We start from the raw sequence: 15,122 nt of genomic DNA, 5'->3' as shown, positions 1-15,122 counted from the left end.
AGATAGCGCTGATCGTGCTGGCCCACCTGCGCAACGACGAGCGCCTGGCCGACCTGGCTGGCGGGAACGCGGTCTCGGCCTCCACAGTGCGGCGCTGGGTATGGAGGTGCTCGGCCTGCTGGCCGCACGTTCCCCCCGCCTGGACCGCGCGCTGGCCGAGGTGGCCAAGGACAGCGGCTGCATGGTCTTGTTGGACGGGACGCTGATCCGCACCCGACGGCGCAGTGGGCGGGCGAACCGGAAGGACTACTCGGGGAAGCACAAGGCGCATGGCCTGCTGTTTCTCGCCCTGACCGATGCGAAGGGGCGGCTTTTGTGGATCTCCTCGGCCCGCCGCGGCGCCTGCAGCGAGATCACGGCGGCCCGCTACGAGAAGCTGTGCGCGCGACTGCGCGAGCTGGAGCTTGCAGCGGTGGCCGACCTGGGGTTCGTCGGTCTGGACGAGGGGGCCGAAGAGCAGCCGGCGGTCATCACGGGGTTCAAGGCGAGCGGCGGCAAGCACCTGTCTTCACCGAAGAAGGTCGTGAACCGGCTGATCAGCAGCCTGCGGGCGCCGGCCGAGCACGGCTTCGCGAGCCTGAAGACCTTCCGGATCCTGACCAAGGTGCGCATGCATCCGCGGCACGCGACCGCGTTGGTGCGGGCCCTTCTGGTGCTGACGCACCATCAGGTGGCTCGGTGACCGATGATCTCCCCCCAATGATCACCGTGATGAGCTGCGCGAGCACCCCAACGACTCATCACACCAGGACCGTTGACCTGCATGAATCACGATGGAACTTCCTCAGTGTGTTCTGGAGGGTGTCGAGGACCTGGTAGAGGGTGAGGCCGGCCCGGGTACTTTTGGGGACAGTCGCTGTTCGGTGAGGAAGGCGTGGGCGGCGGTCACGAGGGTGACGTGGTGGTGCCAGCCGGGCCAGGAACGGCCTTCGAAGTGGCCCAGGCCCAGGCCGTGTTTGAGCTCGCGGTAGTCGTGCTCGATGCGCCAGCGGACCTTGGCCAGACGGACCAGGTCGGCCATAGGGGTGTTGGCCGGCAGGTTGGATAGCCAGTAGTCGGTGGGAGCCTCGGCGTCCTGGGGCCATTCGACCAGCAGCCAGCGGTCCGGAAGGACCCCGTCCCACCAGCCTTGTTCGGCCGAGGCTGCGGTTTTGATCGGGCGCTCGACGGCTTTGCCTGCCGGACGGACACGGGTGGCGGCGAAGCGGGAGCGTAACTCTCCTCGCGAGCCTTGCCGCCAGGTCAGGGTGATGAAGGATTCTCGCCCGAGTCCTGCGGCAAGGGCCTCGACCGAGGGTGCCCGACGGCGGTAGCGGGGCTGGGGCCAGCAGCCGACCGTCCCCTTGCGGGCCGGGGCTTCGGGCTTGGCGTCGAAGGGGTGGGCCGTCACATCGGCCCGGATGGCGAGCACGTAGGCGAGTTGGCGGTCATCGAGTGCGGCCCGCAGGTGTGCGTTGGTGCCGTAAGCGGCATCGGCCACCACGGCCGGCGGCGTCATCCCCCAGTCGGCGAGGGTGTCGAGCATGTCCAGGGCCAGGCGCCTTTTCTCCCGGTGCGTGACCTCGGGCGGGATGACGGTTCTGGCCCGGCGGTGGCTGTCCGAGGCCCATTCCACGGGCAGGAACAGCCGCCATTGCAGCGGGCAGGAGGCGGTGTCACTCGCCGCGTGCACACTGACGGCGACCTGGCAGTTGGCTCGTTTGCCCAAGGCTCCGCAGTACTGCGGAGCAACACCGACCGACATCTGGCCGTCCTTGGGCACCGACACGTCGTCGATCACCCAGGCTGCCGGGTCGATCAGCGGCAGCATGCGTTCGTTGATCCGCCGCTGCACCGGTACCGGGTCCCAGGTGGACGGGCCTTGACCCAAGGCCGGGTAGTTAGCGTTTTCGCTGGTCACGCAAGGAAGTTGAACGAGTCTCGGTGTAGGACAACGGAGCTCGTTGGTACAGGCAGTCGAGCTTGTCCCGGAGGAGCTCCGTTGCCCCGTCATCGTGTCCTGTCGTCTCCCAGGGCCTCGGCAAAGTAGAGATTTGTCCGTTTCGGTAAGTCGATCCAGCCTCGACTTCTCGAAGAAGCCCCAGCTCACACACCGTTGAAAGGACTCGTCGACCTGCTGGATAACTCGGGCATCTCGCGACCTCGCCGGAGCCCTGTGTCGTCTCCGCTGACGGCCATCACCCGAACGGTCACCGTGGCCGCGGGCCGGTTCGCTCCAGGGCATCTGGGAGAGCTGACGGCGGTCGTGCCGTTCGAGCTGGTGGACGCGGTCCTTGTGGAGACGAGGGCGGTGCAGCGGCGTCTGCGTGATCTTCCGTCGCGGGTCGGGGTCTACTTCCTGCTGGCGATGTGTCTGTTTCCTGAGGTCGGCTATCGCCTCGTCTGGGACAAGCTGACCGCTGGTCTGTGCGGGATGCCGGTGGTCTGTCCGTCGGCGAAGGCGTTGCGTGACCTGCGCCGGCGGATCGGCAGCGTGCCGGTGCGGGCGTTGTTCGAGGTGCTGGCCGGGTTGCTGGCCCGTCCGACGACGCCAGGGGTGCGTTTCGGTCCGTACCGGACGGTGTCGTTCGACGGCTGCAGTTCGCTGAGGGTTCCCGATTCCGAGCGGAACCGGGCCCGGCTGGGGAGGACTTCGCATCATGGCTATCCGACGCTGGAGTTGATGACGCTGGTCGAGACCGGCACCCGGGCCCTGGTCGGCGCGGTGTTCGGCCCCACCGCCGAGGGCGAGACGAGCTACGCCGGCCGGCTGCTGCATCTGCTGCGGCCGGACATGCTGGTGCTCTGGGACAAGGGATTCGACAGCAACGCCTTCCTCACGGCGGTCACCGGCACCGGCGCCCAGGTCCTGGGCCGGCTCCGAAGCAACCGGCGCACGCCGGTCCTCACCCGCCTCGCCGACGGCTCCTACCTGTCGGTGATCGGCACCGTGAAAGTGCGGGTCATCGACGCGCAGATCGCCGTGACCTGCGCGGACGGCGCGTCCTTCACCGGGTCCTACCGCCTGGTCACCACCCTGACCGACGCCCGCCGCCACCCCGCCACCGCGCTGGTGGGTCTCTATCACCAGCGGTGGGAACACGAATCGGCGTACTACGCGCTCCGCCACACAATCATGAACGGGCGCAACCTGCGCTCGGGCGACCCGGCAGGCATCGAGCAGGAGATGTGGTCACTGCTCACGCTCTACCAGGCCCTGCGGACCGTGATGGTCGAGGCCGCGGAGTCGCTGGCGGGCACCGATCCGGACCGCTGCTGCTTCACCGTCGCCCTCCAGACCGCCCGTGACCAGGTCGTCCAGGCCGCCGCCGTCATCACCGACCCCGCCGCCGGTCACCTCGGACTGATCGGGCACCGGATCCTTACCCGCCTCCTCCCGCCCCGACGCCGGCGGGTCAGCACCCGCAAGGTCAAGTCACCGATGTCCCGCTACAGCACCCGCCACGAGGACGGCAGGCCCGACACCAGCCGCACCATCACCGGTCTCGACATCAACATCCTCGAGCCTGCGGAATCCCGCCCCCAGCTCCCCGCCGTCTCCCGCGACGACCGGCACACCGTCCTCGCCGAGCGCCGCCGTCACCGGATCCTGGCCCTGCTCGAGAAGGACCCCACCCGCCTCTGGCGACCCCGTGACATCGCCTCCCATTTCGGCGACATCACCATGGAGACCATGTATCGACAGCTCTCCAGATGGGCCGAGACCGGCCTCATTCACAAACTCGGCCCCGGCCTCTATGCCGCCACAGCATGGACCCCAACTCCCCTTGCGTGACCAGCGAAAACGCTAACTACCCGGCCTTGGGCCTTGACCCCGGATCCTGGACACGGGTTATGCGGCTGGTGCCAGCGTAGTTGATGTTGTTTCGGACGCTGTCTCGTAAGCGATCGGGCTGCGCTGCCCGAGGCGGGAGTGACGGCGTCGGGTGTTGTAGCGGTTCAGCCAGCGGAACGCGTCGAGGCGGGCCTCTCGCTCGCTGGACCAGATCTTGCGGCCCTGAAGCGTCTCGCGTTTGAACGTCGCGTTGAAGGACTCGGCGAGCGCGTTGTCCGCGCTGGAGCCGATCGCGCTCATGGACTGACGGACGCCGGCCTTGCGGCAGGCGTCGGCGAAGGCCCGGCTGGTGTACTGGCTGGGCTCCGTGATCGGTGTGCAGGACCGCCCCGGCGAGGTTGCCGCGGGTGTGCTCGGCGGCGGCCAGAGCGTCGGGGTGTTTCCACTCCCGCCGTACGCGGCGCCCGAGTCCTGGGTGGTGGTCCGCCAAGGTGTCCATTGCGCGCCTGGTCTCGTCCTGACCGGGGTTCAGGCCGCTTATGACGATCGGGCGGGTATCGGCGCTGAGCAGCTCATGAGCTATCTGGAGACGTCAGCGGCTGCGCTGCGTTCGGCGCCCGCCCGGATCGAGTGGGGGACTGACACCCAGGGGGCATGGCAATAGCGGCCAAACGAAGAATCGGCCGGCAGGAAGAATCGGCAGGTCTGGGGGATCGTTTCCCGGAAGTTCCTCGGCGGAGTTCCAGTGTGCAGGGCTCTCGCACCGTAGCGCGGGGTTCACCGGATCACGGCGGCCGCGCTCGCGGTGGCGACGCAGGCAAGGGTGAGGACGGCGGCGAACACCTTGGCGGCGTGCATGAGGACGGCAGGGATGGTCGCGCCGTCGATGCGAGCGAGGATCCCTGCCGCGGTGGCGGCCAGCAGCGCCACGGCCACCGCGAGCGCGGCTGTGAGCAGGACAAGAGCGACGGTCACGGAAGACTCCCCTGAATGGGCGGGTGTTGACGTGACTGTTGTCCCGGAATCAGCGTACGTCAGGGTCCGCCTGGACGATGATGAACACCGGCGGACACCGAACCCCGGGGGATCTACAGGTGCACGACGAGCAGGCGGGGCCCGAGCAGGCGTTGGCGGCACTGCGGCGCTGGCTTGAGGACGGCTTGGCCCAGGCTCGGTTGAGCAAGGGGCAGCTGTCCACGAAGGCGGGGGTGGCGCGCACCACTGTGTTCGAGGCATTCCGGGCGGATGCTTCTGTGCCGTCGCCGGAGACGGTCGCGGCCCTGGCCCGTGTGCTGAAGCTGCCTGTGGAGGAGCTGCTGGACCTGCGACGTCGTGCCAACACCCCCGCTGGTCCGGATGCTGGGGACGGTTCAGGTCCGGGTCGGGCGCTGTCGAAGTGGGACGCGCACGACCTGGAGGTCCACCCTGCGGGCCACATCGCTGGACGCGGGGCACGGGAGCTCCGGGTGCTGCCGGGGTACGTGCCGCGGGACCACGACGGGGTGCTGGCCGGTGCGGTGCGGGACGCCGCTGCAGGCAACAGCCGGATGGTGGTGCTGGTCGGTACGTCTTCGACGGGCAAGACGAGGGCCTGCTGGCAGGCCGTCCAGCCGCTGGCCGACCTCGGCTGGCGGCTGTGGCACCCCATCGACCCGACCCCGGCCGAAGCCGCACTGGACGCCCTTCACTTGGTCGAACCGCAGACGGTGGTGTGGCTGAACGAGGCACAGCGCTACTTCGGCGATCCCGTGCACGGCGAACGCATTGCGGCCGCCCTGCGCACCCTGATCACTGATCAGAGGCGGGCCCCAGTAATCATTCTGGGCACCCTGTGGCCGGAGTACGCCGAACGCTATATGGCCCTGCCCTCCCCGGACAGCCCGGACCCGCACAGCCTCGCCCGCGAGTTGCTCAGCGGACGACGCGTTCCGGTCCCGGACGCCTTCGACGAGTCGGCGCTAGCTACGGCGCGGTCGCTGGCGGCTGCCGGCGACCGCCTGCTGGCCGAGGCGCTCACCCGCGCGGACAGCCACGGCCGCCTCGCACAGGACCTGGCTGGCGCCCCTGAACTGCTGCGCCGCTACGAGGACGGATCGCCGCCCGCCAGGGCACTGCTCCAGGCGGCGATGGACGCCCGACGCCTGGGCGTCGGCCTGCACTTGCCGCAGACCTTCCTGACCGACGCCGTCACCGATTACCTCACCGAGACCGATTACCAGGAACTCACCGAGGACTGGGCAGAAGCTGCCTACGCCGAACTCGCGAAACCGGTCCACGGCAAACAAGCCCCCCTCAGCCGCATCCGCCAGCGCCCCGCGCACCGGCCACCCACACCCCAGCCCCCCTCTCATGCGCCCTCCGGGCCGACAGGGCCGGTGTTCCGGCTCGCCGACTACCTTGAACAGCACGGCCGCACCACCCGCCGGGTCCTGTGCCCACCCGCCTCCTTCTGGCACGCCGCCCACACCCATCTAGCCCACCCCGATGAACTCGACCAGCTCGCCGAGGCCGCCAACGGCAAGCACCGCCTCCAATGGGCCCACCACCTACGACAGCGCGCCGCCGATGCGGGCAACGCCCACGCCTTGCTTCGACTGGCCGGTCTCCGAGAGAGGAACGGGGATCGGGAAGGCGCTGAAGCGCTGGCCTGGCGGGCCGCTGACGCCGGGAGAGAGGAAGCCCTACTCATACTGGCTGAACTCCGGGAAATCGACGGGGACGGGGAAGGCGCTGAGGCCCTGCTCCGGCAGGCCGCCGACGCCGGCAACACCCAAGCCCTGCTTCAACTAGCTGAACTCCGAGAAATCTACGGGGACTGGGAAGGCTCTGAGGTCCTGCTCCGGCAGGCCGCCGACGCCGGCAACACCCAAGCCTTGGTACGACTGGCCGAAATCCGCCAGTACGACGGGAACCGGGAAGGCGCGAAAACAGTGCTTCGGCGGACCGCTGGCAACCCCTTGGTACGACTGGTCGAGCTCCAGGAAATCACCGGAATCCACGGAGGCACCGAAGCGCGGGCCTGGCGGGTCGCCACCGCCACCACTGACTACCGTTTCGTCGGGCGTCGACTGGCCGAAGGCCAGGAAGGGGCTGGGGACCGGAAGGGCGCTGAAACCCTGCTCCGAGGTGACATCGCCACTGGCGACAATTACATCTACGCCTTGTTGGTACGGGCCGAACTCCGGGAAAACGGCGGGGACCAGAAAGGCGCTGAAACCCTCCTACGACGAGCCGCTGACGCCGGACACGATTCCAGTCCGCTTTCATTAGTGGCGCTTTCCCGAATCGTCACGAAGTTTGAAACGCTGTGGCCGTACGGGCTGGATCCGGACGGTACGCCGACCCTCCCTTGGACGTAGGCACCGCTGCTTGCGTCTCGCAGAGACCAGGGGGAAAGCGCGTCCTGCACTGCGTCGCCGCCCACGCCCCGATTCGTCGGTTCCCTCGACGGGGGTCGCAGGCGCCGGGGGCATGTCCCGCAGCTATCCCACCGTGCGATGGGCTTGGACCGGGCTGGTCATTGACGGCCGGAACAGCCCGGCGTACTCGTTGACCGTGCTCGGCGCCCCGGTGCCCGCAACCTTGTCTGGGGAACCGACGAAAGGTGACTCGTGGGGTGACGGAATGCACGGGGCGGGCATCGTTCATCTCCGGTCTCACCAGGGGCGGGGGCGAGCTGCCAGGTCAGAGCGCCGTTCGGACTGGCGGCTCGCTGGACGCCGTCGGCGTCGAGGTGGAGCCGGTAGGCGGCCGGTTCACCGGCCGCCCTCCAGCGAGTGGCGACGTCCTGGATCTGCGCCCAGATGTCCCGGGGCCCGCGGGTCGTCACGTCCCACCGGTGGTAGCCGGCCTCTTTCACGCGCATCCACGACCCGCACTCGGGTGCGCCGATCGTCAGGTCCTCGGCGCCGAAGTGGCGCACCAGGCCCGGGTGAAGGGCGTCCAGGGCCAGCCACATGCCGCGCGCCGTGTCCGGCGGTGGCGCGATCCGGCTGCGCTGCGTCGACCCGTCGGCGGTGGTGATCGTTGCGCGGAATTCGGCGGACAGGAACAGCCGGTCGAAGCCGGCACCGGCGCGGTGCCCGAGCTCGACCGCGCGCAGCTTCGCCTCCACGCTCCCGTCCGGCCGTTTGCCGATCACGGCCAGGCCCGGCCACGATGGCGACGACGTCCCGAGCGTCATCAGCGTGAGCCCGCCCGGTGCCAGCTGCTCCACCAGGGCCTTCGGCACGCGGGGGACGGCGAAGGAGACGAAGATCCGGTCGTACGGGCCCGCGTTGGGCCACCCCGTGGTGCCGTCCTCTCTCACCACGGCCGGCCGGTAGCCGAGGGCGGACATCCGCTCGCCGGCGGCAGCGGTGACGTGCGGGTCGATGTCGAGGGTGACGACGCCGGCGTCGCCGCACACGAAGCACGCCACCGCTGCGGTCACCCCGGCGCCGGTCCCGACATCCAGCACGCGCTGCCCGGGCCGGAGGTTCAGGAGCTGGAGCAGGTCCGCGGCCATGCCCATCGCGCTCGACATCGCGGTCATGGCGCCCCCGCGGCGCGGCCCGGCAGCGCGGCCGAGGATCGGCTCGCCCTCGTGCTGGATCGCGACACTGTCCCCGCTGTGCAGCCGCTCCAGCAGCTCGTCCCGGTCGGCTGGGCGGGACCAGTCCAGCAGATCCCAGCGCGGCGGGTCCTCGTCTGGGGCGCTGCGCCGCACGTACGCCTGGGGCATCAGGACCTGGCGCGGGAGAGCGAGCAGGGCCTCGCGGACCGGCCCAGGCCTCACCTCTCCACTCGTCTCCAGCCGAGCGACCATCGCGGCCCGGGCCGCCGCTGCCGCGGCGTCGTCGGCGGGGGGCTGCGGCGGCAGGAGGGGCGCGGCGGGCTCGGCAGGGTCGGCCGTCGCGGAGCCCCGGGGATCGGGTGGTGCGGGAGCAGCAGAAGTCACCGCCGCCGTGCTCGGCACCCTGTTCACGTGGCATCGCCTCCGAGCGGGCGGTCGTGCCGGGCGCCCAGGTACGCGGGACGGGGCGCCTGCCCCAGCGCCCCGGGCGGTGTCGGCCCGCCGGCGGCCTGGGCCCGCCGTCCGAGTCCGTTCTCGATATGTGTGCTCACGGCGTTCACCAGCCCAGTTGCGAGTAGGTGCGGCCCTCGGTGATCCCAGCGATGGCCGTGCGGGTGTAGGGGACGAGCTGGTCCGGGAGCTCGTGCTTCTCCCACCACCGCCAGGCCAGGCACTTGTCGGGCTCGCGGACCTCCGGCGTGCCCTTCCACCGGCGCGCCCGGAACACCAGCAGCATCAAGGGCTGTCCGCCCGGGGTATCCACGACATGCACGACGTGCGCCAGATCCACGTCCACGGGGTCGATGACCAAACCCGCTTCCTCCCACGCCTCCCGGATCAGGCACGCGGTCGCGGACTCCTGCTCGCACCGCCCGGCCAGGTAGTGCCAGGTGTCGCCCGCGTAGCGGGATTCGGGGTGGCGCAGGCCCAGGAGGACCCGGCCCTCGTCGTCCTCCAGATGGAGGTGGACGCCGACGCCGTTCAGCACGGTCCGGCTGCCCCCGTCCCACTGAGGAGGGGCCTCGGCCGGTGCGCGGTCCGGGGCGTTCTCGGCCGCGTGCCGACGGATGAGGTCCCGGGTCGCGGGGCTCAGGCGCAGGCGGTCCAGCTCGTCGGGGGTGAACCAACGCAGCAGCACCCCCTCGTGCAGCCGGAGCCGGTCGGGGTTGCCGCGCCAACGGCCGGTGAAAACCTGAACCGGGACGCTGAACCCGTCGACGCTGGTGGCCTCCTCCACGGCATACGGCTCCAGGTCCTCCAGACGGAGGTCAGGAACCTCCTCGGACAGCTCACGCAGCAAGGTGCCCTGAAGGGTCTGGTCGTCGTGAGCGCGGCCTCCGCCAAGAAGGGCAAACGCCCCCGACTGCCAGATGACGCCGGGCTTGTGGTCGCGCAGATGAAGCAGGTAGCGGCCCGCACCGTCGTGAACCAGCGCGGAGGCGCTCACCGGCTCCGGCTGCCCGTCCAGCTGCGCCTGGAGGAGTTTCGCGCGCAGCGTGGGCGAGGTGACCTCCTGCATGGCCGGCCAGCAGGCGCCGGACGCCTCCTCGTCCTGCAGCGTGATCGTCGGCGGCTCCTCACCGGCGAGGTGAAACACGTAGCGGAAGTCGTAGTGCCGGTGGGCCGGTTCGCCCTTGGCCGGGCTGGCGTCGATGTCGTGGACGTCGATGTCGATCGGAGAGCCGAGCATCTGCGGGGTCAGACACAGGGCGCCCGGCGCGATCCCGGCCTCCTCCGACACCTCGCGCAGTGCCGCGGCGAGCAGCGTCCGGTCCTCGGGCTCGATGTGGCCGCCGGGGGGCAGCATGAGTCCGCCGGTGGCCCGGTGCCGGATGTGCAGGACCCGGCCCCGGCGGTCGATGACGACGGCGCTGCATGTGACGTGGCCGGGCAGCGTCGTACGGGCGGTCACGTCGACGGGCCGGTCCAGGGCGGCGAGCAGCCCGGCCAGGGCGTCACGCTCGTCAGGATGGCGATCGAGGTACGCCTCGACGGTCCTGCGAATCGCGGAAGTGCTGAGTGGCATGGTGGCGTCTCGCCTTCAACGTGGGGCGGTTTGAGGGCCGGGCTGTGGAACTCGCGCTGGTGGGTCAGCTCGCCGTCTCGTGGTCCGGCGGCTGGGCGTCGCAGGAGCCGGCCACCGCCTTCGGCAGGTTCCCGGCCCACCGCTGCCTCGTTCGATGGACGTCAATGAGTTCCCCCTCGTGGACGTGGTGGTGGTGTCGCCGTGCTCAACGACGCCGCACCGATTTCGAACACCTGCGCTTTCGGACAGGTTGGGCACCCTGGATTTGAGCGGATTTTCGAAAGTGGGCGCTGAACCGACCCTTGCCGCGCAAGAGCACACGCCCGGTGGCGGATTGGCCGACACGCCGACGCTCAGGCCACTGTGTCTGCCAGACGGGCATCCGTGGCCTGCTGGTAAAGGCTTGGGCTAGGTGGCGGCGCGCTGCGCGGTCAGCAGGACCGCCGCGAGGGTGCCGGCTTCGGTGATCCGGCCGTCGCCGCACATCACTACCGCCTCCTCACTACCGCCTCCTCCAACGCGACCCAGCGCAGCTCCATGTCGTCCTCGCTCGCGTCCCGGTGGTGCTCACCGATGCTCAGGTCCCAGGCGAGGTAAAGGTGCTCGCGGGTGCGCGCGCCGGCGGGCATCCGCCACATCATCGTCAGCAGCTCGACCTCGGCGGCGCGGATGCCGGCCTCCTCAGCCAGTTCCCGGCGTGCAGCCGCCCGCGGGTCCTCGCCGGGCTCGCATCCGCCACCGGGACACATCAGCAGCCGCTGACCGCACACGTAGACGTTCTCCTCCACCAGAGCGATCCGGCCCCGGTCGTCGAGGGCTACGACGCGCACGCCGTCGACCGACTCGGTGTACTCGTAGGTCCCCAGGCTCTGGTCGGTGCGCCGGACCGAGTCGCGGCGCACCACCACCCGGACTCCCGTGTACCGGACGGTCGACGAGACCGTACTCCAGCCGTCGATCATGCTGACTCCTCCTTCAGGCTGTGCTGTGCCAGCAGGAGGCACACGGCCGCTTGGAATCCGTTCGCGCGGCGGAGTCGTCCTGGTCAGGCCGGGCGGTCGGTGATGCGAAGCAGTGCCGGGGGATGGCGGCGTCCGTTGACCTGGAGGGCGAGGTGGTAGCTCCCCGGGGCGAGGGCGGCAGTGCCGGCGGACTTCAGGGGGTGGGTCTTGGCCAGATGCAGTGGTGCGCCCGCCTTGACGGTGGCCCGGGTGAGGTGGCCGACCTTCTCCCCGGCCAGGGTGCCGGGGTCGGTGCGGGTCAGGACGTACATGACGTGCACCGGGGTGTCGGTGGAGGCGGTGAGGTCGGCTTCGAAGACTAGGCCGTCGCCGAGCCGGAACTCGGTATGGGTCAGCCGGAGGGGGCTGACACTGACGGCCGCTTGAGGGTCGTAGCCGGTCAGGGTGTAGGCGGGTGCCCAGCCGCCCTTGAGCCGGGCCTTGAGCGCCTCGCGGGTGATGAAGGCGAGCTCCTTGACCGTGGCTCGTCCTTCGGCGCGCCACCTGGTCAGGGTGGCCAGGACGAGTTCAGGTTCGGTGCGGGCGATGTCCCGCAGGTGGTTGGCGACCGACGTGGTCACGAAGCGGCTGCTGTCGGCGTACAGCACGTCGAGCAGCGCAAGAGCGGTGTCGACGGGCAGGCCGGTGCCGACGGACCAGGGCAGGTGGGGGCGGAGGGCCTCGCTGGCCAGGCGCCTTACCCGGTGGTCGGAGGCGGCGACCCATGTGGCGGCGACCTTCAGTGTCTGCTGGGGGTAGGTGTTGAGGAAGGTGCGGACGGCGTCCTCGGCGGAGAAGTACGGGGTGAGGGTGGCGAGCGCGGCGAAGGCCTGGTCGAGGTGGTCCGGGTGGAGGTGGTGGGCGGCGACGTAGGCGGAGTGCGGGGCGTAGATGTACAGGCCGAAGTCGGTGTCCGCGCCGGCGGCCTCCGGAGTGGTCGGCAGGGAGCGCAGCAGGGTGTCGAGGGCGGCCAGCCCGGTGACGGGCAGATGCTGGTGTAGGCCCTCGGCGGTGCGGGCGATGCGGGCCTTGAGTTCCAGGCGGGGGAGGTCGGCGGTGACCTGGGCGGTGAAAGAGGCGGCGTCGAAGTCGGGGCAGGCTGCCTGCATCTCGCGCCCGATCCGGGCGATCCGATCCGGGTTCAATGCCCGCTCTTTCATGGGCACTTGGGAACTCATTTGACCACTCTAGTGCTGGTTCGATCCGGAGACGGGCGGCTCGGCTGTGATTCCCCCGTCGGGGGTACCCGGGCGGCGAGCCTGCTGGCGGACGGAGGTGCGCACCAGCAGCCGCGGGTGACGTGAGCTGTCGCAGGGGGAGGCGGTGTGCAGGACGGCGAGGTTGTCCCAGACGACCAGGTCGTTCTGCTTCCAGCGGTGGGTGTAGAGGTATTCGGGGCCGGTGGTGTGGGCGAGGAGGTCGGCCAGCAGCATCTGACCGTCGGCCTCGGGCAGTCCCTCGACGCGGGGGATGACCATGGAGCCGAGCAGGAGTGTGCGGGCGCCGGTGGCGGGGTGGACGGGGGCGAGGGGGTGGGCGACCTCGGACAGCTGTGCGAGGGTGCCGGCCTGGGTGGAGGAGCAGCCGCTGGCAGCGTCGGCCTGCCGGGCGGCGAGGTGCTGGACGGAGTGGACGGCGCTCAGATCGTCGACCCGGGCCCGGAGGCCGGCCGGAAGGTCGGCATAGGCGCGGGTGGCATCAGCGAAGCGGGTCTCACCGCCCTCGCCGGGGGTGATGACCGAGTACAGCAGGGTGGCGGCGGTCAGCTCGGGCTTGAAGGAGTTGTCGGCGTGCCATTCCTCCTCCTGGTCACCGTCGTAGATGCCGATCGGCGTGCCGTCCTGGTGGACATTGGAGACGACGGTGAGGCCGGGGAAGCCGGGGACGGTGTAGCGGCGGTCGGTGGTGGTGTCGACGGCGCCGAACAACCCGGCGGCGGCGAGCAGATCGGCGTGGTTGAGGTGCTGGCCGGGCAGAACGAGCACGCGGTGACGGTGCAGAGCTTCGGTGAGTGCGCGCGCCGTGGCGGGGCCGGTCGTGCGGGCGAGGTCGGTCTCGACGCGGGCGCCGAATTCGCCGGGCAGCGGGGTGATCGCAAGGTTCATCATGCCTCCGGGGACTGGGAGCCGGATGTCAGAACCGGGGAGACTGAAGGAACGGGGTGATGTCGCGCAGTCCGGCGGAGGCGGCACACAGCCGCTCGATGCCGATGCCGAGGCCCGCGGTGTCCGCGGGCACAAGTCCGGCCTCGACGGCTTCCTGGGCGAGCCGCTGCTCGTCGTCGTAGAGGCCGACGGCCTTGGCCCGTTCGGTGAATGCCTTCCCGTCCGTCTCGTCGGTGTAGCCGTGGACGAGCTCGATGCCGTCGACGATCAGCTCGAACCGCTCCAGGACGGCGGTGGTCCCGGGGGCCAGGCGGGCGCACGGCTCGTCACCGCCGGTCGGGTAGTCGGTCAGGAACACCGCCCGGCCCGTGGTGCCGGCCTCCAGCTCGAGGGCGATGTAGCGGCCGAGGACGTCGCGGAACGGCTCGCCCGGATCGGCGCCGATCCGGCCGGCCAGGCGCGGGTGCAGGCCGCTGACGGGCTCGGTGCGTAGGTCAATGCCGAACTCGTCGCGGACATGGTCGGCGATCGAGAGCCGCTCGGGGGTGTAGGGGGGCAGGTGCGGGCCGACCAGACGCCAGGCGAGGTCGATCAGCTCCTCGAAGTCGAGGTGCGCGGCGTACAGGTCGAGCATCGTGAACTCGGAGGCGTGGAGGGCGTCGGGCGGCTCGGGCCGGAAGCACGGGCCGATCTCGTACACCCGCGGGAGGTCGGTGCTCACGTTGACGCGCAGCGCCGGGCCGATCATCGCGCGCAGGTACCGGCCCTCGTGGAGGCTGACGGACGCGCGGCGGCCGGGCCCGAGGTCGGCGCGGCGGGCGACGGGGGTGACCAGCTCGGTGAAGTCCTCGTCGTGCAGCAGGGCCCGCAGGCCGTGCAGCACGCGGGCCTTGGCGCGGATGGGACCGGACAGCGCGGGCATGGGTGTTCCCTCTCAACTCGACTGTGCACGTGGATAGTTGGCGACCAGTTGCGCGGCTGGGGTGGCGCGGTCTCCTTGGAGTGCCTCAACGTAGCCGGACGCCGTTGAGGCGCAGAAGACCGCGTGCACCCGGCGAGTGGTCCGGTGCACGACAGTGGCCGTGATAACGGCGGCTCGAAGGGGTGTTTCCCCAGGTCAGCTACAAGGTGGACGCAACGGGTACGCAACGCCCCGGCGCATCTGGCGCAACGTCACGACCCGTTGCCGTTGCCCTTGGTGCGGCCCTAGCGTGATGGCACGGTCACTCGGCGCGATGGCTTCACCAGCGCCCTCGGCGTAGCGCCCGGCCGGCTCTTTCGAGCCGCGCTCATCTCTGGCTCGACCTTCCCATTCACCACACGTGGCCGCGGCATGCCCGCGGCCCGAGAGGAGAGCACATGGACCAGGACCTGAAGCTCGGTATGCGCCCGGGCACGGGCGTCAAGCTCGGCATGCGCCCCGGCACGGGCGTCATCAAGCTCGGCATGCGCCCCGACGCGGGCGTCAAGCTCGGCATGCGCCCGGGCGTCGCCGCCTGACCCCGATCGTCCTGATCGGCTGACGTGCTGCTGGCGGGGGGGGGGGGGGGCCCCCCCCCCCCCCCCGGTCTCCGGAAACCCACACGCCAGTTTCTTGGTTTCCCCAAGAGAATGGCGGGGCAGGACCCCCAGTGGGGGGTGCTTTTCTGTTGGGAAGACA

12 protein-coding genes and 2 pseudogenes are annotated in these 15,122 nt (G+C 70.3%); 4 read left to right on the top strand and 10 right to left on the bottom strand.

Going from position 1 to position 15,122, the window contains the following annotated elements:
* The first annotated feature begins 100 nt into the window (after nt 1–100).
* Nucleotides 101–682 (top strand): transposase family protein, encoded by a 582-nt coding sequence (locus ACZ6KY_RS40890; RefSeq protein WP_469315327.1) that lies wholly within the window; start codon nt 101–103, stop codon nt 680–682.
* Between the two features lie 102 nt (nt 683–784).
* Here ACZ6KY_RS40890 and ACZ6KY_RS40885 read toward each other — a convergent pair.
* Nucleotides 785–1,855, bottom strand: a pseudogene (locus tag ACZ6KY_RS40885) (IS701 family transposase); the annotation flags it as partial.
* A gap of 300 nt (nt 1,856–2,155) precedes the next feature.
* On the opposite strand from ACZ6KY_RS40885, the gene ACZ6KY_RS40880 reads away from it, so the two are divergent.
* The gene (locus ACZ6KY_RS40880; protein ID WP_469315326.1) at nt 2,156–3,775 is read left to right on the top strand and encodes an IS4 family transposase; all 1,620 of its coding nucleotides are present in this window, start codon (nt 2,156–2,158) and stop codon (nt 3,773–3,775) included.
* 57 nt (nt 3,776–3,832) lie between these two features.
* Here the strand turns inward: ACZ6KY_RS40880 and ACZ6KY_RS40875 are convergent.
* A pseudogene (locus ACZ6KY_RS40875) lies at nt 3,833–4,208 on the bottom strand (transposase); the annotation flags it as partial.
* Between the two features lie 344 nt (nt 4,209–4,552).
* Nucleotides 4,553–4,750, bottom strand: coding sequence for a hypothetical protein (locus ACZ6KY_RS40870; protein ID WP_469315325.1), 198 nt, complete (start codon nt 4,748–4,750; stop codon nt 4,553–4,555).
* 119 nt (nt 4,751–4,869) lie between these two features.
* Here ACZ6KY_RS40870 and ACZ6KY_RS40865 point away from each other — a divergent pair, with 119 nt between their 5' ends.
* The gene (locus ACZ6KY_RS40865) at nt 4,870–7,134 is read left to right on the top strand and encodes a hypothetical protein (protein ID WP_469315324.1); all 2,265 of its coding nucleotides are present in this window, start codon (nt 4,870–4,872) and stop codon (nt 7,132–7,134) included.
* A 158-nt stretch (nt 7,135–7,292) separates the two neighbouring features.
* Here the strand turns inward: ACZ6KY_RS40865 and ACZ6KY_RS40860 are convergent, their stop codons facing one another.
* From ACZ6KY_RS40860 to ACZ6KY_RS40830, 7 genes are all read right to left on the bottom strand, one after another.
* Nucleotides 7,293–8,714: a methyltransferase domain-containing protein gene (locus ACZ6KY_RS40860; protein WP_469315323.1), complete on the bottom strand. Its 1,422-nt coding sequence runs from the start codon at nt 8,712–8,714 to the stop codon at nt 7,293–7,295.
* 23 nt (nt 8,715–8,737) lie between these two features.
* On the bottom strand, nt 8,738–8,881 hold the full coding sequence (locus tag ACZ6KY_RS40855; RefSeq protein WP_389090289.1) for a hypothetical protein: 144 nt from the start codon (nt 8,879–8,881) through the stop codon (nt 8,738–8,740).
* Between the two features lie 5 nt (nt 8,882–8,886).
* A complete protein-coding gene (locus ACZ6KY_RS40850; protein ID WP_469315322.1) occupies nt 8,887–10,356 on the bottom strand; it encodes an NUDIX hydrolase in 1,470 nt (489 codons plus the stop codon).
* A 488-nt stretch (nt 10,357–10,844) separates the two neighbouring features.
* Complete coding sequence (locus tag ACZ6KY_RS40845; RefSeq protein ID WP_469315321.1) at nt 10,845–11,318, bottom strand: NUDIX domain-containing protein; 474 nt, start codon at nt 11,316–11,318, stop codon at nt 10,845–10,847.
* Nucleotides 11,319–11,401: 83 nt separating this feature from the next.
* Nucleotides 11,402–12,535 carry a hypothetical protein gene (locus ACZ6KY_RS40840; protein ID WP_469315320.1) on the bottom strand — a complete coding sequence of 378 codons (1,134 nt, stop codon included), beginning with the start codon at nt 12,533–12,535 and terminating at the stop codon, nt 11,402–11,404.
* 9 nt (nt 12,536–12,544) lie between these two features.
* On the bottom strand, nt 12,545–13,465 hold the full coding sequence (locus tag ACZ6KY_RS40835) for a TauD/TfdA dioxygenase family protein (RefSeq protein WP_469315319.1): 921 nt from the start codon (nt 13,463–13,465) through the stop codon (nt 12,545–12,547).
* 25 nt (nt 13,466–13,490) lie between these two features.
* Nucleotides 13,491–14,384, bottom strand: a complete 894-nt coding sequence (locus ACZ6KY_RS40830; protein WP_469315318.1) for an amino acid--tRNA ligase-related protein — start codon at nt 14,382–14,384, stop codon at nt 13,491–13,493.
* Nucleotides 14,385–14,821: 437 nt separating this feature from the next.
* Here ACZ6KY_RS40830 and ACZ6KY_RS40825 point away from each other — a divergent pair, with 437 nt between their 5' ends.
* A complete protein-coding gene (locus ACZ6KY_RS40825; protein WP_469315317.1) occupies nt 14,822–14,962 on the top strand; it encodes a hypothetical protein in 141 nt (46 codons plus the stop codon).
* The last annotated feature ends 160 nt before the right edge of the window (nt 14,963–15,122 follow it).

This window comes from Streptomyces sp. NPDC042002, from assembly GCF_055588305.1.
The sequence above is the reverse complement of the archived record's forward strand: the minus strand, read 5'-3'. Positions and strand labels throughout refer to the sequence as shown.

What these genes read in the sequence shown, in the direction of transcription:
- ACZ6KY_RS40835 (WP_469315319.1), bottom strand. Translation starts at nt 13,465, where the DNA reads ATGATGAACCTTGCGATCACCCCGCTGCCCGGCGAATTCGGCGCCCGC.
- ACZ6KY_RS40845 (WP_469315321.1), bottom strand. Translation starts at nt 11,318, where the DNA reads ATGATCGACGGCTGGAGTACGGTCTCGTCGACCGTCCGGTACACGGGA.
- ACZ6KY_RS40850 (WP_469315322.1), bottom strand. Translation starts at nt 10,356, where the DNA reads ATGCCACTCAGCACTTCCGCGATTCGCAGGACCGTCGAGGCGTACCTC.
- ACZ6KY_RS40830 (WP_469315318.1), bottom strand. Translation starts at nt 14,384, where the DNA reads ATGCCCGCGCTGTCCGGTCCCATCCGCGCCAAGGCCCGCGTGCTGCAC.
- ACZ6KY_RS40840 (WP_469315320.1), bottom strand. Translation starts at nt 12,535, where the DNA reads ATGAGTTCCCAAGTGCCCATGAAAGAGCGGGCATTGAACCCGGATCGG.
- ACZ6KY_RS40890 (WP_469315327.1), top strand. Translation starts at nt 101, where the DNA reads ATGGAGGTGCTCGGCCTGCTGGCCGCACGTTCCCCCCGCCTGGACCGC.
- ACZ6KY_RS40825 (WP_469315317.1), top strand. Translation starts at nt 14,822, where the DNA reads ATGGACCAGGACCTGAAGCTCGGTATGCGCCCGGGCACGGGCGTCAAG.